The 15,112-nt window shown below is 72.5% G+C and carries 17 protein-coding genes and 2 tRNA genes; 9 read left to right on the top strand and 10 right to left on the bottom strand.

The window, feature by feature from the left end; translation table 11 throughout:
- Positions 1-62: 62 nt before the first annotated feature.
- From QQX10_RS05915 to QQX10_RS05905, 3 genes are all read left to right on the top strand, one after another.
- Positions 63-136, top strand: a tRNA-Ile gene (locus QQX10_RS05915).
- Positions 137-286: 150 nt separating this feature from the next.
- A tRNA-Ala gene (locus tag QQX10_RS05910) sits at positions 287-362 on the top strand.
- Positions 363-527: 165 nt separating this feature from the next.
- Positions 528-2,831 (top strand): beta-L-arabinofuranosidase domain-containing protein, encoded by a 2,304-nt coding sequence (locus QQX10_RS05905; protein WP_301119037.1) that lies wholly within the window; start codon positions 528-530, stop codon positions 2,829-2,831.
- A 27-nt stretch (positions 2,832-2,858) separates the two neighbouring features.
- Here the strand turns inward: QQX10_RS05905 and QQX10_RS05900 are convergent, their stop codons facing one another.
- On the bottom strand, positions 2,859-3,248 hold the full coding sequence (locus tag QQX10_RS05900; RefSeq protein WP_301119036.1) for a heavy-metal-associated domain-containing protein: 390 nt from the start codon (positions 3,246-3,248) through the stop codon (positions 2,859-2,861).
- A 34-nt stretch (positions 3,249-3,282) separates the two neighbouring features.
- Positions 3,283-4,443: a benzoate/H(+) symporter BenE family transporter gene (locus tag QQX10_RS05895; RefSeq protein WP_301119035.1), complete on the bottom strand. Its 1,161-nt coding sequence runs from the start codon at positions 4,441-4,443 to the stop codon at positions 3,283-3,285.
- 57 nt (positions 4,444-4,500) lie between these two features.
- Here QQX10_RS05895 and QQX10_RS05890 point away from each other — a divergent pair, with 57 nt between their 5' ends.
- The gene (locus tag QQX10_RS05890) at positions 4,501-5,028 is read left to right on the top strand and encodes a helix-turn-helix domain-containing protein (protein WP_301119034.1); all 528 of its coding nucleotides are present in this window, start codon (positions 4,501-4,503) and stop codon (positions 5,026-5,028) included.
- Between the two features lie 84 nt (positions 5,029-5,112).
- Here QQX10_RS05890 and QQX10_RS05885 read toward each other — a convergent pair whose 3' ends face one another.
- Positions 5,113-6,084 carry a hypothetical protein gene (locus QQX10_RS05885; protein ID WP_301119033.1) on the bottom strand — a complete coding sequence of 324 codons (972 nt, stop codon included), beginning with the start codon at positions 6,082-6,084 and terminating at the stop codon, positions 5,113-5,115.
- A 128-nt stretch (positions 6,085-6,212) separates the two neighbouring features.
- Between QQX10_RS05885 and QQX10_RS05880 the strand changes: the two genes are divergently transcribed.
- Positions 6,213-6,752, top strand: a complete 540-nt coding sequence (locus QQX10_RS05880; protein WP_301119032.1) for a peptidylprolyl isomerase — start codon at positions 6,213-6,215, stop codon at positions 6,750-6,752.
- Between the two features lie 7 nt (positions 6,753-6,759).
- The gene (locus QQX10_RS05875) at positions 6,760-7,545 is read left to right on the top strand and encodes a rhomboid family intramembrane serine protease (RefSeq protein ID WP_301119031.1); all 786 of its coding nucleotides are present in this window, start codon (positions 6,760-6,762) and stop codon (positions 7,543-7,545) included.
- A 339-nt stretch (positions 7,546-7,884) separates the two neighbouring features.
- On the opposite strand, the gene QQX10_RS05870 is transcribed toward QQX10_RS05875, so the two are convergent.
- The gene (locus tag QQX10_RS05870) at positions 7,885-8,133 is read right to left on the bottom strand and encodes a cell division protein CrgA (RefSeq protein ID WP_301119030.1); all 249 of its coding nucleotides are present in this window, start codon (positions 8,131-8,133) and stop codon (positions 7,885-7,887) included.
- A gap of 121 nt (positions 8,134-8,254) precedes the next feature.
- Between QQX10_RS05870 and QQX10_RS05865 the strand changes: the two genes are divergently transcribed.
- The 3 genes from QQX10_RS05865 to QQX10_RS05855 are packed head-to-tail and all read left to right on the top strand — an operon-like array spanning position 8,255 to position 9,854.
- Positions 8,255-9,067, top strand: coding sequence for a class E sortase (locus tag QQX10_RS05865; protein WP_301119029.1), 813 nt, complete (start codon positions 8,255-8,257; stop codon positions 9,065-9,067).
- Positions 9,064-9,231 (top strand): hypothetical protein, encoded by a 168-nt coding sequence (locus QQX10_RS05860; RefSeq protein ID WP_301119372.1) that lies wholly within the window; start codon positions 9,064-9,066, stop codon positions 9,229-9,231. The genes QQX10_RS05865 and QQX10_RS05860 overlap by 4 nt, the downstream gene beginning before the upstream one ends.
- Positions 9,228-9,854, top strand: a complete 627-nt coding sequence (locus QQX10_RS05855; protein WP_301119028.1) for an aminodeoxychorismate/anthranilate synthase component II — start codon at positions 9,228-9,230, stop codon at positions 9,852-9,854. The genes QQX10_RS05860 and QQX10_RS05855 overlap by 4 nt, the downstream gene beginning before the upstream one ends.
- A gap of 9 nt (positions 9,855-9,863) precedes the next feature.
- Here the strand turns inward: QQX10_RS05855 and QQX10_RS05850 are convergent, their stop codons facing one another.
- From QQX10_RS05850 to QQX10_RS05825, 6 genes are read right to left on the bottom strand one after another with little or no spacing between them, the layout of a single operon-like run.
- Complete coding sequence (locus QQX10_RS05850) at positions 9,864-10,748, bottom strand: prenyltransferase (RefSeq protein ID WP_301119027.1); 885 nt, start codon at positions 10,746-10,748, stop codon at positions 9,864-9,866.
- Between the two features lie 37 nt (positions 10,749-10,785).
- The gene (locus QQX10_RS05845) at positions 10,786-11,139 is read right to left on the bottom strand and encodes a lycopene cyclase domain-containing protein (RefSeq protein ID WP_301119026.1); all 354 of its coding nucleotides are present in this window, start codon (positions 11,137-11,139) and stop codon (positions 10,786-10,788) included.
- Positions 11,136-11,471 (bottom strand): lycopene cyclase domain-containing protein, encoded by a 336-nt coding sequence (locus QQX10_RS05840; RefSeq protein WP_301119025.1) that lies wholly within the window; start codon positions 11,469-11,471, stop codon positions 11,136-11,138. Before QQX10_RS05840 ends, QQX10_RS05845 begins: the two co-directional genes overlap by 4 nt.
- Complete coding sequence (gene crtI / locus QQX10_RS05835; protein ID WP_301119024.1) at positions 11,468-13,126, bottom strand: phytoene desaturase family protein; 1,659 nt, start codon at positions 13,124-13,126, stop codon at positions 11,468-11,470. The genes QQX10_RS05840 and crtI overlap by 4 nt, the downstream gene beginning before the upstream one ends.
- Positions 13,123-14,019, bottom strand: coding sequence for a phytoene/squalene synthase family protein (locus tag QQX10_RS05830; RefSeq protein WP_301119023.1), 897 nt, complete (start codon positions 14,017-14,019; stop codon positions 13,123-13,125). Before QQX10_RS05830 ends, crtI begins: the two co-directional genes overlap by 4 nt.
- Positions 14,016-15,098: a polyprenyl synthetase family protein gene (locus QQX10_RS05825; RefSeq protein WP_301119022.1), complete on the bottom strand. Its 1,083-nt coding sequence runs from the start codon at positions 15,096-15,098 to the stop codon at positions 14,016-14,018. Before QQX10_RS05825 ends, QQX10_RS05830 begins: the two co-directional genes overlap by 4 nt.
- Between the last annotated feature and the right edge of the window lie 14 nt (positions 15,099-15,112).

Here is a 15,112-nt window from a genome sequence, read left to right as displayed (position 1 = left end):
CGCGATTTTGAGTCGTGCTCGGGGTGCGGTACAGTTGTGCGCCGCGGCGGTGACGCCGCGAGGGGCCCATAGCTCAGGCGGTTAGAGCGCTTCGCTGATAACGAAGAGGTCGGAGGTTCAAGTCCTCCTGGGCCCACCGAGGTGATCCGATGAGGAAGATCGTGCTTCTCGCAGCCGCCGTCGTGGCAGGCGCGGTGGCCTACGCGTTGATCACCGAGAACTCCAACCGCGACCTATGGGACGATGTCCAGTACCCGGTCCGGTGATCACCCCGGTTCCTGACCGCGGGGCCTTGGCGCAATTGGTAGCGCACCTGCTTTGCAAGCAGGGGGTTGCGGGTTCGAGTCCCGCAGGCTCCACCATTCGAGGGCCCTCGCCGTGCCGGCGGGGGCCTTTCGCAGTCCCGGCCGGCGCCACCCCGGTGGTGGCGCCTGAGTGCTCGAGAGCCGGCCCGCGCGGGCACCCGGCCGCCACCAGGGCGCGATCGGGCCGTGACGCCCGCGCGCCGCGGCGGCTACCATCGGAGCATGACGTCTCTCCAACGTTGTAGAACTGTCGTGACCCCGGCCCGCGGATTCCCCGCCGGGGCCATCGCGCTGACCGGCGGACCGCTGCTCGCCGCCCTCGAGCGTTCCGTCGCCACGGCACTCGCCCACGACCCCGACCGGCTGCTCGCGCCCTACCGCCGGGAGGCCGGGCTGCCCGCGGTCGCCGAGCCCTACGGCGACTGGGAGTCCCGCGGCCTCGACGGGCACATCGGCGGGCACTACGTCTCCGCCCTCTCGCACCTCTACGCCGCGACCGGCCGCGCGGACATCCTGGCGAACCTGCGCGCCATGCTCGACGGGCTGCAGCAGTGCCAGGACGCGGTGGGCACCGGCTACCTGGGAGGCGTGCCGCGCGGCGTCGCGCTGGGCGAGGAGCTGCGCGGCGGCACGATCGAGGCGGAGCCGTTCGCGCTCAACGGCCGCTGGGTGCCCATGTACAACCTCCACAAGGTCCTCAACGGGCTGATCGACGCGTTCGAGGCCGCCGGGCAGGACGATGCGCTCGAGATGGCCCTCGCGTGGGCCGACTGGTGGATGGGCATCGCCGCGCACCTGACCGACGCGCAGATCGAGGCGATCCTCACCGCCGAGTTCGGCGGCATGAACGATGCGTTCTTCCGCCTCGCCGCGCTGACCGGCCGCGAGGACCTGGAGGCCGAGGGCCGGCGCTGGTCGCATCGCCTGCTGCTCGATCCCCTGCTGGCGGGCGAGGACCGCCTCGACGGGCTGCACGCCAACACGCAGGTCCCCAAGGTGGTCGGGTACGCGCGCTCCGGCGCGCCGGACCTGAGGGGTGCCGCGCGGGTGTTCTGGGACGAGGTGGTCAACGACCGCACGGTCTCGATCGGCGGCCACGGCGTGCGCGAGCACTTCCACCCGAAGGCGGACTTCCGCGCGATGGTGCTCGACCCGCTCGGTCCCGAGTCCTGCAACACCTTCGGGATGCTGCAGCTGACCGACCTGCTGCGGCAGGAGTCGGACGAGCCGGCGCTGGTGGACTTCGCCGAGCGTGCGATCGTCAACCATGCCCTCACCGCGCAGCACCCCGGCCACGGCGGGTTCGTCTACTTCTCCCCGCTGCGGCCGGCGCACTACCGCGTGTATTCGCGCCACGGCGCGTCCATGTGGTGCTGCGTGGGCAGCGGGCTCGAGGGCCACTCGCGCTACGACCGGTTCCTGTTCTCCCGCGACGGCGACAGCCCGCGCGTGGAGATCTACGAGCCGGCGCGGCTCGACTGGGACGGCATCGCGATCGAGGTCCGCGCGGACCTCGCCCGCTCCTGGCGGGTCGAGGTCGACATCACGGCCGAGACCCCGCACGACCGCGTGGTCCGCCTGCGGGTCCCCGACTGGTCGGACGGGGCCGAGGTGACGGTCGACGGCGAGGCGCATCCCGTCGCGCGCGGCGACCGCGAGGTCGCGCTCGGCGGACGCTGGGAGGGGACGTCGAGGATCGTGCTCACCCTGCGCCCGGTGGTGACGGCCGAGCGCCTCCCCGACGGCTCGCCCTGGGCGTCCTTCCGCTACGGGCCGTTCGTGCTCGCCCACCGCGACGGCGACGATGCGCTGGAGGGCCAGGTCGCGGCCGCCCCGGACGCGCCTCACATCGCGCTGGGAACCAAGCGCCGCATGACCCTCACCCCGGCGGTGCTGGACGCCGACCCGACCGCGGCGTTCACCCCGGCGGCCGAGGGGGCGACGGCCACGCTGTCAGCCTGGCGGCTCGACGGCGAGGCTCCCGAGCAGGTCAGCCTCGACCTCGAGCCCTACAACGCGATCCACGACGAGCGCTGCACCGTCTACTGGCCGGTCGGTGCGACCGCGTCCGAGGTGCGCGACCGGCTCGCCGAGCTCGACGCCGACGAGCTCGAGGACGCCGACCTGGTCGACGTGGTCGCACCGGGCGAGCAGCAGTCCGAAATGGACCACGCCTACGCGTCGCAGGCCTCGCGCATCGCATGGACCAACGCGCGCAGCTGGCGGCTCGCGGAGGACTGGTTCTCCTATGTGGTGAAGCCGAAGGTCGCGGGCCCGCACCTGGTGCGGATCCGCACCCTCGCGGGCGTGCCCGTGGGATCGGACGATGCGGTGGTCCGGCTGGGCGGCAGGGTCGCGACCCCGGCCACGACCGGCATGCGGGCGCTCCCGCTCTACGGTGACGTCACCGAGGCGGTGTACGAGGTGGACGTCCCGGCGGAGGGGATCGAGGTGCGCTTCGAGGCCGGCGCCGGCGGGGTCACCGGCGGCGTGGTCGCGGTCGCGCTGCTCACCCCGCCCGCGTAGCGGGCCTCGGGAGGCTGCCCGCGGCGGTCAGCAGCAGCCGCCGCCCCCGCAGCAGCCGTCACCCTCGGACGCGACCGCCTGGACCGGCTCGGGGGCCTTGGCCTCGGCGCCGCCGCAGCCGCACGCGCCGCCGCCTCCGCAGCCGCCGCCGCCGGCGCGCTCCGGACGGGCGGCCGCACTCTCGAGGGTGTAGCCCGCGTCGTGGATCGCCGCGTCGGCGTCGAAGGCGAAGTCCTCCGCGGACACGCCACCCACGAGCAGCACCACGGCGCGGCCGGTGGTGTGGTCGACCGAGGCGGAGCGGACGCCGGGCAGCGCCGTGAGCGCCTGCTCGATCGAGGAGGAGCAGCCGGTGCAGGTCATCCCGCTGACGGCGAGCTCGACGATGGTGCCGGGAACGTGGGTCATGATCTCCATGACACGAGAGTAGACATTCCAGTCCACGGCAAGGTCAAGCCTCACGTCCCTGGCGCCGCCGGCCGAGCCACCATCGGGTCGCCAGCCCGACGACCAGCGCCCAGAACGCCGCGCCGATCCCGCCGATCGCGACGCCGCTCGCCGCCATGGCGAAGGTCGCGGCCGCAGGCGTGCGGCCGGCCGCCTCGTGGAAGGCTCCCGCGAGCGAGGACGCGAGGGTCGGGAGCAGGGCGAGCCCCGCGACGGCGGGGAGCAGGCCCTCGGGGCCCGCGTCCGCCAACGCGACCAGCGTGGCGCCCGCGCCGGCCAGCAGCACGTAGGCCGCTCCGGCGGAGGCGGCGGCGATCCAGCGCCGCCGGGGGTCCGAGTGCGCCTCGGGCGAGGCGGGCAGGGCGGCGGTGATCGCGGCGAGGTTCACCGCATGGCCGCCCGCCGCGGCACCGGCGACGGTGGCGGCACCGGTGACGAGCATCGTCCCCCTCCAGGGCACGCGGTAGCCCGCGCCCTTCAGGACGGCGACGCCCGGCACGTTCTGGGACGCCATCGTCACCACCGCGAGCGGCACCGCGAGGCCGACCGCGGCCCAGGTGGGTGAGGGGGAGGCCAGCGCGAGGCGGGGCAGGGTGAGGGCGCCGGTGAGATCGGATCGCGCCAGGGCGACGATGATCGCCAGCGCGAGTGCGAAGGCCGCCGGGGTCGACCAGCGGGGAGCCCAGCGCTGCAGGACCAGCCACAGGATCACCACCGGCGCGATCACCGCCGGCGCGGCGGCGAGCTCCATCACGGGGGCGAGGCACAGCGGCACCAGCACGCCGGCGAGCATGGCCTGCGCGAGCGACACCGGGATCGCGGCCACGAGGCGTCCGAGCCGGGCCCAGACGCCCGTGGCGAGGATCAGCACGCCGGTGAGCGCGAAGGCGGCCACGGCCTCGGGCCAGCTCGGCGCGCCCTGGGTGGCGAGCAGCGCCGCGCCCGGGGTCGACCACGCGAGCGTCAGCGGCGTCCGGTGGCGCCAGGCGAGGAGCATCGTGCCGACCCCCACCGTGAGGCAGAGCGCGGCGATGCCCGAGGAGGCCTGCGCCGGGGTCGCCCCGGACGCTCCGAGCCCCGCGATGACCACGGCCACCGACGACGTGAACCCGACGAGGGCGGTGACCCCGCCCACCGCGATCGCCTGCGCATCCCCATGTTCCATGAACGGAACCTTAGCCCGATTGTTCTGCAAACAGAACCGTCGCGTTAGGCTCGACGCATGGACTCGGAGGCGTTCGCCGCGGTGGTCGGCGCACGGGTGCGCGAGGCGCGCGTGGAGCGAGGGCTGTCGCTCGGGACTCTGGCCGCGGAGGCCGCGATCGGCAAGGGCTCGCTGTCCGAGATCGAAAACGGCGTGCGCAACCCCACCCTCGCCACCCTGTACGCGCTCGCGGGCGCGCTCGGGCTCCCGCTCGCCGCCCTGCTCGCGCAGCAGCGCGGCGCGATGGTCGAGTCGCCGGGGATCGCGGCGCTGCTGCTCGACGTCACCGCGGATGCGCTCGGCACCGTCGAGACCTACCGGCTCGACCTGCGCGCGGGGCAGCCGCACGCCTCGGGTGCGCACGGGGCGGGAGTCACCGAGGTGCTGCTGGTCACCCGCGGCAGGATCCGGGCAGGGCGCGACGGCGAGGAGGGCGAGGCGGGTCCCGGCGACGTGCTCGAGTGGGTGAGCGACGCCCCGCACGGGTACCTCGCCCTGGGCGGCGACGCCTCCGCCGTGCTCGTGGTCACCACGCCGGCGCGCTGAAGCTCATCGCGGCGACCCGCCGGCGAACGCGAGAGGGGCCCCGCCTTCAGGCGGGGCCCCTCTCGCGTAGGCGTCCTCGGGACGCTACTTCTTGGAGGACTTGCGCTCGACGGCGGTGAGGCCGTCGTCACCGGTGCCGCCCTCGTCCTCCCACACGTCCTCGGCGTCGTCGATGGTGGAGACCACCTCGTCGGTCGCGCGGGCGCGGGCCTCGTCGGCGGCGTCCTTGACCTTCTTGGCCTCGGTCACCGCGGTGTCCTTCACCTTGGTCAGCGCGGGACCGGCGACCTCGGCGACCTTCTTCGCCTCGTCGACCACGGTGTCCTTGATCGCCTCGGCGGCGGGACCGGCGGCCTCGCGGACCTTGTCCACGGTCGGACCGGCCTTCTCGGACAGCGCCGCGGTCGCGGCGGTCGCGGCGTCGGCCGCCTTGCGCGCGGCGTCGGCGGCGGCGTCGACGGCCTTGTTCACGTTGCGACGGACCTGGTCCTTCAGGTCGTCCTCGCCCGCGAACTGCCACTCCTCGTCCTCGCCGGCCCAGGTGTCGCGGCCCGGGTCGCGACGCGCCCACACGACCACGGCGGCGCCTGCGGCGGCGGCCAGCGCGATCGGGATGAGCACCTTGCCCCACCCGCCCGACTTCTTCTCCTTGTCCTTGGCGGCCTCGTCGATCGCGGCGAGCACGGCAGGGATGGCGGCGCCGACGATCGCGGCGTGCGCGACGTCCGTCCACTCCGAGGCCTTGTCGCCCGCCTTGTGGGCGTACGGCCTCACCTTGCGCGCACCGGCGTGGTACGCGGCGTCGACGCGCGGCGCGGCCCACTCCTTCGCGTGCTCATACTGCGGGCCCGCCCACGCCTTGGCCTGCTCGTAGCGCGGACCGGCCCAGTCCTTCGCGTTCTCGACCTGCGGCTCGGCCCACTCCTTCGCGCGCTTCGCCGCCTTGCGTGCCGCGATGGAGGCCTCCTTGGCCGCCTCCCGCGCCGCCTTCGCCGCCTCGGCAGCCTGCTCGCGCGCCTTGTCCGCGTCGAAGCTCTCGGCCGGGTTCTTCTTCATGCTGCGCTCCTCATCGTCGGTGGGGACAAGCCTGGTAATGCTGAACAACGCGTGAACGACGTCCAACCTTCCATCCATCGTGCCACCACATCCCCCCTGCTGGCGAGGGTCGTGAAACAATGGCGCCCATGATCGCAACTCTCCAGACCACCGCAGGCGACATCGCCATCGAGCTGTACCCGAACCACGCCCCCGCGACCGTCAAGAACTTCGTGGGCCTCGCCACCGGCGAGAAGCAGTGGAAGAACCCGCAGACCGGCGAGGCGTCGAACGACCCGTTCTACGACGGCCTGGTGTTCCACCGTGTCATCGAGGGCTTCATGATCCAGGGCGGCTGCCCGCTCGGCACCGGCACCGGCGGCCCGGGCTACACCTTCGACGACGAGATCCACCCCGAGCTGACCTTCAGCGAGCCCTACCTGCTCGCGATGGCCAACGCCGGTCAGCGCCGCAACCCCATCACCGGTCAGCCCGCGGGCACCAACGGGTCGCAGTTCTTCATCACGGTGGACAAGCCGGCGTGGCTCAACGGCAAGCACACCATCTTCGGCAAGGTGGCCGACGACGCCTCCAAGGCCGTGGTCGACGCGATCGCGACCGCCGCGACCGACGGCCGGGATCGTCCCCTCGAGGACGTCATGATCACCGGCATCACCATCGCGGAGTAAGCACCGCATGACGCAGCAGCCCGGGGCCGCGGCGCCCATCTGCCCGCGGCACCCGGACCGCGTCTCCTACGTGCGCTGCCAGCGCTGCGGACGGCCGACGTGCCCCGAGTGCCAGCGCCCGGCCTCGGTCGGGATCCAGTGCGTCGACTGCGTGCAGGAGGCCAAGGCGCAGGCGCGACCGCTGGTGAACCGACTCGGCTTCACGTCCCAGTTCGGCACGCCGTACGTGACGTACGGGCTCATCGCGCTCAACGTGATCGCCTACCTGTACGGGACCTACGTGCTGGGTACCGGGCAGTGGCGCGTCGACTGGGCGCTGATCCCCAATCCCACCGTCTACCAGGAGTTCATCCTGGGCGGCGGCGACGAGTGGTACCGGTGGATCAGCTCGGGCTTCCTGCACTTCGGGCTCCTGCACCTGGGCATGAACATGCTGGTGCTGTTCCAGTTCGGCACCCAGCTCGAGCCGCTGATGGGCCGGCTCCGGTATGCGGGGCTGTACTTCGCGTCGATGATCGGCGGCTCCGCATCCGTGATGCTGATCTCGGGCGGCGGGATCCATGGTGGCGCCTCGGGCGCGATCTTCGGCCTCATCGCCGGCTACGCGGTGGTGCTGTTCAAGCTGAGGCTGGACTACCGCTCGCTCATCACCACCGCCGGCCTGTGGCTGGTGCTCGGGTTCGTGGTGCCCGGCATCTCGTGGGAAGGCCACCTCGGCGGAGCCGTCGGCGGCGCGCTCACGATGCTGGCGATGCTGCGCTGGGTCGAGCGCAAGCCGGCGCGCTCGCGCTGACCGCCGGGCGCGGCCCCTGCGCCCCGCATCGTCCCGCCGCGCCCCCGCACCTCCCGCGCGCCCGCACTTCCCCCGAAATGGCGGATCAGTGCCCGAAACCGATCAGTTTTGGGCACCGATCCGCCATTTCGCGCGGAAGGGGCGTGGCTGAAGCGGTCGGACGATGCGGGTGCGGCTCGGGCGCGATGGCCCGCCGCAGCATCGTCCCCACCGTGCTCCACAGGTGTGAATGACACCGGTGTAGTTATCCCCACCGTTGTGCACAGCGGTGGAGAACTACACCCGTGTACTTCTCCACCGCTGGGGATGACCCTGTGGAGAACTACACGGGTGTGATTCCTACTTCCAGCGGGTCAGCAGCACCATGCCCGTGGCCATGAACACGAAGCCCACGCCGAGGTTCCAGTCGTAGATGCCGGGGATGGGGTACTGCGCCTTGGACACGTAGTAGACGACGATCCACACCGGGCCCAGCGCCAGCGCCGTCAGCGCGACCGGCAGCAGCCACTTGGGGTTGTCCGACTTGGGCTTGCCCAGGTTGCGGGGGACCTTGTACGCCTTGGTGTCGCGCTTCTTCGAGACGGCCACTTTCACTCCGTTGCACTGCGGGCCCGCCGGTGCGGGCGTCGATGTCTGCCCTCAAGGGTACCGAGTGGCGGCCGGGATCGGGATTCCCGGCCCGGCGGCCCTCCCGTACGCTGGACCCACCATGTCGACCGAGGCCCCCGCATCGTCCCCGCCCGCGTCCCCGCGGCGACGGGGCTCGCGCGCGTTCGACCACACGCTCGCCCTGGTAGGCGAGCTCCTGATCATCGCGGGCGCGGTGATCGGCCTCTACGTCGTGTGGCAGCTGTTCTACACGGACGTGATCGCGGACCGGGAGCAGCAGGAGGTCCTCGACGGGCTCGACTGGGCGTACACGCCGGACAGCAGCCCGATCACGGCGGCCACCAGCGCGCCCGAGGAGGGGCCCGAGGTGCTGGGACCCGGCCAGATGCTGTCCGCGGAGACCGCGCCCGTGATGGAGGAGCCCGAGTTCGGCACCACCTTCGCGACCATGTACGTGCCGCGCTGGGGCACCGACTACGTGAAGCCGATCTCCGAGGGCACCACGCGCCGCGAGATCCTCGACGTGCTCGGGATCGGGCACTACGAGGACACGGGGATGCCGGGCGCGTTCGGCAACTTCGCCGTCTCCGCGCACCGCACCACCTACGGCAAGCCGTTCAACCGCATCGCTGAGCTGCAGGAGGGCGACGCGCTCGTCATCCAGACCGAGGACACCTGGTACGTGTACCGCGTCACCGATCACCTGATCGTGCTGCCCACGCAGGTGGAGGTGATCGCACCGAACCCGTACGTGATCGGCGGCGAGGCCGACGGACGCTACATCACGCTCACCACCTGCCACCCGATGTACTCGGCGGCGGAGCGCTACATCGTGCACGGCGAGCTCGAGTACTGGGCGCCGGTGGGCGACGCCGTCCCTCCGGAGATCGTCGAGGAGGTGGAGCAGCCGTGATCTTCCCCTGGCTCTGGCGCGTCATGCCCGGTCCCGCGTGGGTGCGGGTGCTGATGCTGATGCTGCTGATCGCGGCCCTCGTGGCCGCCCTGTTCCAATGGGTGTTCCCCTGGGTGTCCGTCACGTTCGACATCCAGGATCAGAATGTGGAGGCCGGACCATGACCAGGATCCTGGTGGTCGACAACTACGACTCGTTCGTCTACACGATCGTGGGCTACCTGCGCCAGATGGGCGCGGAGACCGTGGTCGTGAGGAACGATGCGGTGGCGGACGCCGGCGACGTCGCCTCCTACGACGGGGTCCTCATCTCCCCCGGCCCGGGCACGCCGGCCGAGGCGGGCTCCTCGATGGACGTGATCCGCGAGTGCGCGGCGGCGGGGATCCCGATGCTCGGGATCTGCCTGGGCCATCAGGCGCTCGCCGAGGTGTTCGGGGGGGTCGTGTCGCACGCCCCGGAGCTCATGCACGGCAAGACCTCGCTGGTGACGCACGAGGACGCCTCGGTGATGGACGGCCTGCCGTCACCGTTCACCGCCACGCGGTACCACTCGCTCGCCGTCGAGAACCCGACCGTGCCCGACGAGCTCGCGGTCACCGCGACCACCGCCAACGGCATCATCATGGGCCTGCAGCACAGGGAGCTGCCGCTGCACGGGGTGCAGTTCCACCCGGAGTCGGTGCTCACCGAGGGCGGCCACCGCCTGCTAGCCAACTGGCTCGAGGTGTGCGGGATGCCGGACCCGGAGGGGCGGTCGGCGGGGCTGAGCCCGCTCATCCGCACGTAGCCTCGCGGGCTAGAGCCAGCCGTTCCACGCGACGATCAGCAGCATCGTCACCGCGAAGCCCACGGGCTGGTTGAGCCAGAGGAAGGTGCGCCAGCCGCGGTTCGCGTCCTCGCAGGTGGCGTCGGTGACGCGCGTGAAGCGCGCCACGGACGCCACGTAGGCGAGGGGCAGCACGGCCGCGAGCGTCCCGGGCCACGGCAGCAGGAGCAGCAACAGGGACGATGCGGCGTACAGGGCGAGCGCGAACCACACCGTCGCGCGGGCACCGATGACCGTGGCGACCGAGCCGATGCCGCCCTCGCGGTCCGCGCGCACGTCCTGCACCGCGCCGAAGGCGTGGCTGGCCATGCCCCACAGGATGAACGCCACCCAGATGGGCCAGGTGTCGGGCGCGGTCAGGCTCGCGCCCGCGATCACCAGCGCGTAGAGCAGCGGCCCGCAGAAGTGCAGCGCCGAGGTGAGGGAGTCGAGGAACGGCTTCTCCTTGAACCGCAGCCCGGGGGCCGAGTACGCGATCACGCCGAAGACCACCAGCACCAGGGTGACGGCTGCCGCGACGCCGCCCTGGAGCAGGAGCCACACCATCGGCGGGAGCACCGTGACGGCGCACGCCCACAGGATGGCGCGGTGGACGGACCGCGCGCGCTCGCGGTCGCGGATCACGTCGCCCTCGATGCCGCCCTTGCGCGGGTTGGCCAGGTCGGACTCGTAGTCGAAGACGTCGTTGATCCCGTACATCAGCAGGTTGTAGGGGATCAGGAAGAACAGCGTGCCGACGACCAGCACCGCATCGATCTCGCGGGTCACCATGAGGTAGCCGGCGGCGAACGGGAAGGCGGTGTTGATCCAGGAGACGGGCCTCGAGGCCTTGACGATGCTGGCGAGGGTGCTCATGAGGACTGAGTGTCCCGGGGGGCGAGGATCCGGCGATTCATGAGGACTGAGTGTCCCGACGGGAGGGGTCGGGGGTCGAGGTCGGCGCTGGGGTGGAGGGGTGCGGGTGGCGCGGGCCCAGCCAGGTCCAGAGCGCGGGCACCATCATCACGGCTCCCAGTGTGTACGAGAAGTCCTCGAGAGGCGCCTTCCCCACGCGGATGCCGGAGATCCGCGCCGGGTCGTAGCCGACGATGTCCAGGCCGACGATCACGTTGTCGAAGATCGCGGTCATCACGATCAGCACGGCGCCGGTGAGCAGGAGCGGCCGCTGCGGCATGCGGCGCAGGGTCGGCACGGTGACCGCGCCGATCAGGGCGAGCACGCCCAGGGAGAGCAGCACGTACGTCATGACGCGCCCTCGCGCGTCGCCGCCCGCGCGCGCCGGTCGAGCCAGCGCCACAGCAGCAGCGTCTGGTACACAAGCAGGATCAGGAAGAACAGCTCCTCGAGCGGCACCTCGGGCGCGAGCACCACGCCCGTCAGGTAGGGCGCGCCGCCGATGAAGAAGATGCCCAGGCCCACGCCGGCGGCGTCCCAGGCGAGGAAGGCGGCCGCGGCGAGCCCGACCGTCAGCAGCGTGCGTCGCGGCTGGTCGAAGAGCGCGATCCGGTACCGGAGGTCCAGCACGGCCAGGCCGCCGATCGACACGACCAACGCGGCCAGGTAGGCGAACTGGCTCATTCGCCGCGCGCCTCGCGCAGCTGGCAGGATCCGGCCCGTCGGGCCAGGTTGCCGAGCACGCCCTGATCCTTCGAGAGGCTCAGGAAGCCCTCGGGCGCGGGCGTGGGGAGCGGCCCGACGTCGACGGCGCCGAGCAGGCGCTTGGCGACCAGCTCCGCGGAGATGAGGCACAGCGGGACGCCGATGCCGGGGACGGTGGACGCGCCCGCGTACAGCAGGTTCGCGACCTTGGAGGACACGTTCGCGGGGCGGAACATCGCCGACTGGAGCAGCGTGTGCTCGAGCCCGAGGGCGCCGCCCTGCCAGGCGCCGAGCCCCTCGGCGAAGTCGGCGGGGGTGGTGACCTTCAGCACGGTCGACCGGCCGGGCAGGTCCTCGATCCCGGCCCAGGCCCCGATCTGCGCGAGGTAGCGGCGGGCCACCCCCATCAGCTCCGCCCGGGACTCGGCCGTGGATCCCAGCGACGGATCCGCGGGGAACGGGACCAGGAGGAACAGCGAGTCCTTGCCCTCCGCAGACACGGACGGATCGGTCGCGCCCACCCGGGAGACGTAGACGGAGGCCGGCACGGGCGGCAGCCGCCTCCCGAGGATCGCCTCGAAGTTGGCGTCCCAGTCGCCCGTGAAGAACAGGCTGTGGTGCGCGAGCTCGTCCACCTTGCCGTCCACCTCGACCATCGCGAGCAGCGCGCTGACGCCGGGCTCGCGCCGCCGCCACGACCGCTCGGGATGCGTGCGCCACTCCTCGGGCACCAGGGCGGTCTCCGTGTGATGGAGATCCGCCGCGGAGACCACCGCGTCGGCGGGCACCAGCTCGCCGGAGGCGAGCTCGACGCCGGAGGCGAATCCCGCATCGTCCACCACGATCCGCGCCACGGGCGAGGAGGTGCGCACCGCGGCGCCCTCCTCCCGGGCGATCGCCGCCAGCGCCTCGATCACCGCGTACATGCCGCCCCGCGGGTAGCGGACGCCGTCGGTGAGGTCGAGGTGGCTCATGAGCGAGAACAGCGATGGCGCGCGCGACGGCGACGAGCCGAGGAACACCGCGTGGAAGCCCAGGATCTGCCGCAGCCGCGGGTCGCGCACCTTCGCGGCGATGCGCGCGCCGAGCGACCGGGTCAGCAGCGAGGCGAGCCGGGGGAGCCGCCGCAGCACGTCGCGGTCGACCACCCCGAGGGGCCTGGCGAAGGTCGTGTAGAGGAAGCGGTCGAGCGCGATCCGGTAGAGCTCGCCCGCATCCTCCGCATACCTGCGCATGGCGGCGCCGTCGCCGGGGCTGAGCTCCTCGAAGGTCTCCCAGTTGGACTCGGGGTCGGCGGACACGTCGAGGCTCTCGGCCGCGCCCCACGGATCCTCGCCCTCGAAGAACACCCGGTAGCGCGGGTCGAGGTCGATGAGGTCGAGGTGGTCCTCGACGCGGCGGCCCATGAGCGCGAACCACTGCTCGAAGGCCTCGGGCATGAGGTACCACGAGGGGCCGGTGTCGAACGTGTGGCCGGCGACCGTGAGGCGCCCCGAGCGGCCGCCGAGCGTCGCGTTGCGCTCGAGCAGGGTCACCTGCGCGCCCCCGCGCGCGAGCAGGCCCGCGGTCGCCAGGCCCGCGACTCCCCCGCCGATCACGACGATGCGGGGCGCTCCCGTCCGCGCGCCGCTCACGCCCGCGCCCCCGCCGCCGACCCGAAGGGCACCACGTTCCGTGCGGCGAGGCCGAGCTTCACCGGGTTCGCCACCCGGATCCTCCGTCCAGCCAGTTCCGCCGCAGGCGTGGAGGCGATCTGCGCGAGCAGGCGGTCGTAGATGTCGAGGGTGGTCGCGACCGCGACGCGCGCGCGCCGGGGCAGGTCGGGCAGGCACGCGCGGGCCGCATCCATGTCCGCCCGGCAGTCGGCCACGAGCTCGGCGAGCCGGGCGTCCGTCAGGGATTCCGCCGTCACGCCGGGGAAGTAGGCGCGGCCCAGCTGCTCCACGTCGGAGCCCAGATCCCGCAGGAAGTTCACCTTCTGATACGCGGCGCCGAGCCGTCGCGCGCCCTCGCTCACCCGCGGCTCGAGGGGCCGGGGACCGTGGCCGGTGTTGACGAACACGGCGAGGCACATCTCCCCCACGACCTCGGCGGAGCCGTAGATGTACGTCGCGAGCGACTCCGCGTCGTGCTCCGCCGTCGCCAGGTCCATCCGCATCGACGCGAAGAACGGCTCGGTCTGCGCCCGCGCGATCCCGACCTCGCGCGCCGTGGTCGCGAAGGCGTGCGCGACCAGGTCGGCGGAGAAGCCGCGCTCCATGGCGGCGTGCACCTCGTCCGCGAAGGCGTCGAGCAGGTCGCCCGCGTCGTCGCCCCGGTACGTGTCGACGATCTCGTCGGCGACCCGCACCATCGCGTAGACGGCCTCGATGTGGTGGCGCATGGCGCGCGCCAGCAGGCGCGTGCCGAGCCCGAAGGAGGTGGAGTAGCGCGCGATCACCTGCGCCGCGGCGGCGCGCGCGGCCTCGTCGTAGAGGGCGAGCGAGGTCGCGTTGTCGAGGTGGACCCGTCGCCGGGCCTGGCTCATGACGTGCGGCCCTCCATCTCGTCGATGAGGTCGATCAGGTAGCCGGACAGGGGCGCCGGGATCCGCTCGTAGGCGATCCTGCGCGCCATGCGGGCGTGCTGCCGCGCCACCTTGAGCGCCCGGTCGCGGGCGCCGCACTCGATCAGCACGTCGCGCACACGGCCCGCCCAGTCCTCGTCGAGGTCGGGGTTGCCCACGGCGGCGGCGAGCAGGGCCTGACCCGCGTCGTCCGCCTGCTGGAAGCCCAGCCGCAGCAGCTCGGTGCGCTTGCCGGACCGCAGGTCGGACAGCACGGACTTGCCGGTGACCTCCGGGTCGCCGAACACCCCCAGGTCGTCGTCCACCAGCTGGAAGCTCAGGCCCAGCGACGCCCCGAGCTTCTCGAGGTGCCCGACCATCGTGGGGTCGCCGCCCGCGAGCTGGGCGCCCGCGAGGAGGGGGACCACGCACGAGTAGGTCGCCGTCTTGAGCTCGGCGACCAGCAGGCTGTTGGCGTCCTTCGGGGCCGTCATGTCCCCGTACATGTCCAGCAGCTCGCCCGCGATGGTGGTGCGGATGGCGCGCGTGATCAGGTCGAGGCAGGCGATGCGGTGGTGCGCGGGCAGCTTCGCCCGGGAGATCAGGTCGTAGGACGATGCGAGGGCCAGGTCGCCGCCGAGCAGCGCGGCGGACAGGACGTGGGCGTCCACCTGGGCGGGCGTGAGCCGGCTGTCCTCCAGGGCGCGGCGGCGGGTGCCGGCGACGTTGGGGCGGCCTCGGCGTACCTCGTCTCCGTCGAGGATGTCGTCGTGGACGAGCATCGCCGTGTGGAGCATCTCCATGGCGGCCGCGACGGGGACCACGGCCTCCGCATCGTCCCCTCCCAGGCCGGCGTAGGCGGCCAGGGTGAGCGACGGGCGGAGGTTCTTGCCGCCGGAGTACTGCTGGCCGATCGACGCCCACAGGTTGCGATAGTCCGCGCCGGCCGAGGGCAGCTCTCCCATCGCCTGGGTGACGTGGTCGTCGAGGGCGCACTGCACCTCGGGGAGGTTCGCCGCGACGAACTCCCTCACCCCGTCCACGGTCGCCTGAGGCATCATCACGCCAGCATAGA

Origin of the sequence: Demequina lignilytica, assembly GCF_030418305.1 — a bacterium.
In the GTDB taxonomy this organism is placed as follows: domain Bacteria; phylum Actinomycetota; class Actinomycetes; order Actinomycetales; family Demequinaceae; genus Demequina; species Demequina lignilytica.
The sequence above is the reverse complement of the archived record's forward strand: the minus strand, read 5'-3'. Positions and strand labels throughout refer to the sequence as shown.

What these genes read in the sequence shown, in the direction of transcription:
- QQX10_RS05900 (WP_301119036.1), bottom strand. Translation starts at nt 3,248, where the DNA reads ATGGAGATCATGACCCACGTTCCCGGCACCATCGTCGAGCTCGCCGTC.
- QQX10_RS05850 (WP_301119027.1), bottom strand. Translation starts at nt 10,748, where the DNA reads ATGAGCACCCTCGCCAGCATCGTCAAGGCCTCGAGGCCCGTCTCCTGG.
- QQX10_RS05905 (WP_301119037.1), top strand. Translation starts at nt 528, where the DNA reads ATGACGTCTCTCCAACGTTGTAGAACTGTCGTGACCCCGGCCCGCGGA.
- QQX10_RS05845 (WP_301119026.1), bottom strand. Translation starts at nt 11,139, where the DNA reads ATGACGTACGTGCTGCTCTCCCTGGGCGTGCTCGCCCTGATCGGCGCG.
- QQX10_RS05880 (WP_301119032.1), top strand. Translation starts at nt 6,213, where the DNA reads ATGATCGCAACTCTCCAGACCACCGCAGGCGACATCGCCATCGAGCTG.
- QQX10_RS05825 (WP_301119022.1), bottom strand. Translation starts at nt 15,098, where the DNA reads ATGATGCCTCAGGCGACCGTGGACGGGGTGAGGGAGTTCGTCGCGGCG.
- QQX10_RS05830 (WP_301119023.1), bottom strand. Translation starts at nt 14,019, where the DNA reads ATGAGCCAGGCCCGGCGACGGGTCCACCTCGACAACGCGACCTCGCTC.
- QQX10_RS05855 (WP_301119028.1), top strand. Translation starts at nt 9,228, where the DNA reads ATGACCAGGATCCTGGTGGTCGACAACTACGACTCGTTCGTCTACACG.
- QQX10_RS05875 (WP_301119031.1), top strand. Translation starts at nt 6,760, where the DNA reads ATGACGCAGCAGCCCGGGGCCGCGGCGCCCATCTGCCCGCGGCACCCG.
- QQX10_RS05895 (WP_301119035.1), bottom strand. Translation starts at nt 4,443, where the DNA reads ATGGAACATGGGGATGCGCAGGCGATCGCGGTGGGCGGGGTCACCGCC.
- QQX10_RS05890 (WP_301119034.1), top strand. Translation starts at nt 4,501, where the DNA reads ATGGACTCGGAGGCGTTCGCCGCGGTGGTCGGCGCACGGGTGCGCGAG.
- QQX10_RS05885 (WP_301119033.1), bottom strand. Translation starts at nt 6,084, where the DNA reads ATGAAGAAGAACCCGGCCGAGAGCTTCGACGCGGACAAGGCGCGCGAG.
- QQX10_RS05840 (WP_301119025.1), bottom strand. Translation starts at nt 11,471, where the DNA reads ATGAGCCAGTTCGCCTACCTGGCCGCGTTGGTCGTGTCGATCGGCGGC.
- QQX10_RS05865 (WP_301119029.1), top strand. Translation starts at nt 8,255, where the DNA reads ATGTCGACCGAGGCCCCCGCATCGTCCCCGCCCGCGTCCCCGCGGCGA.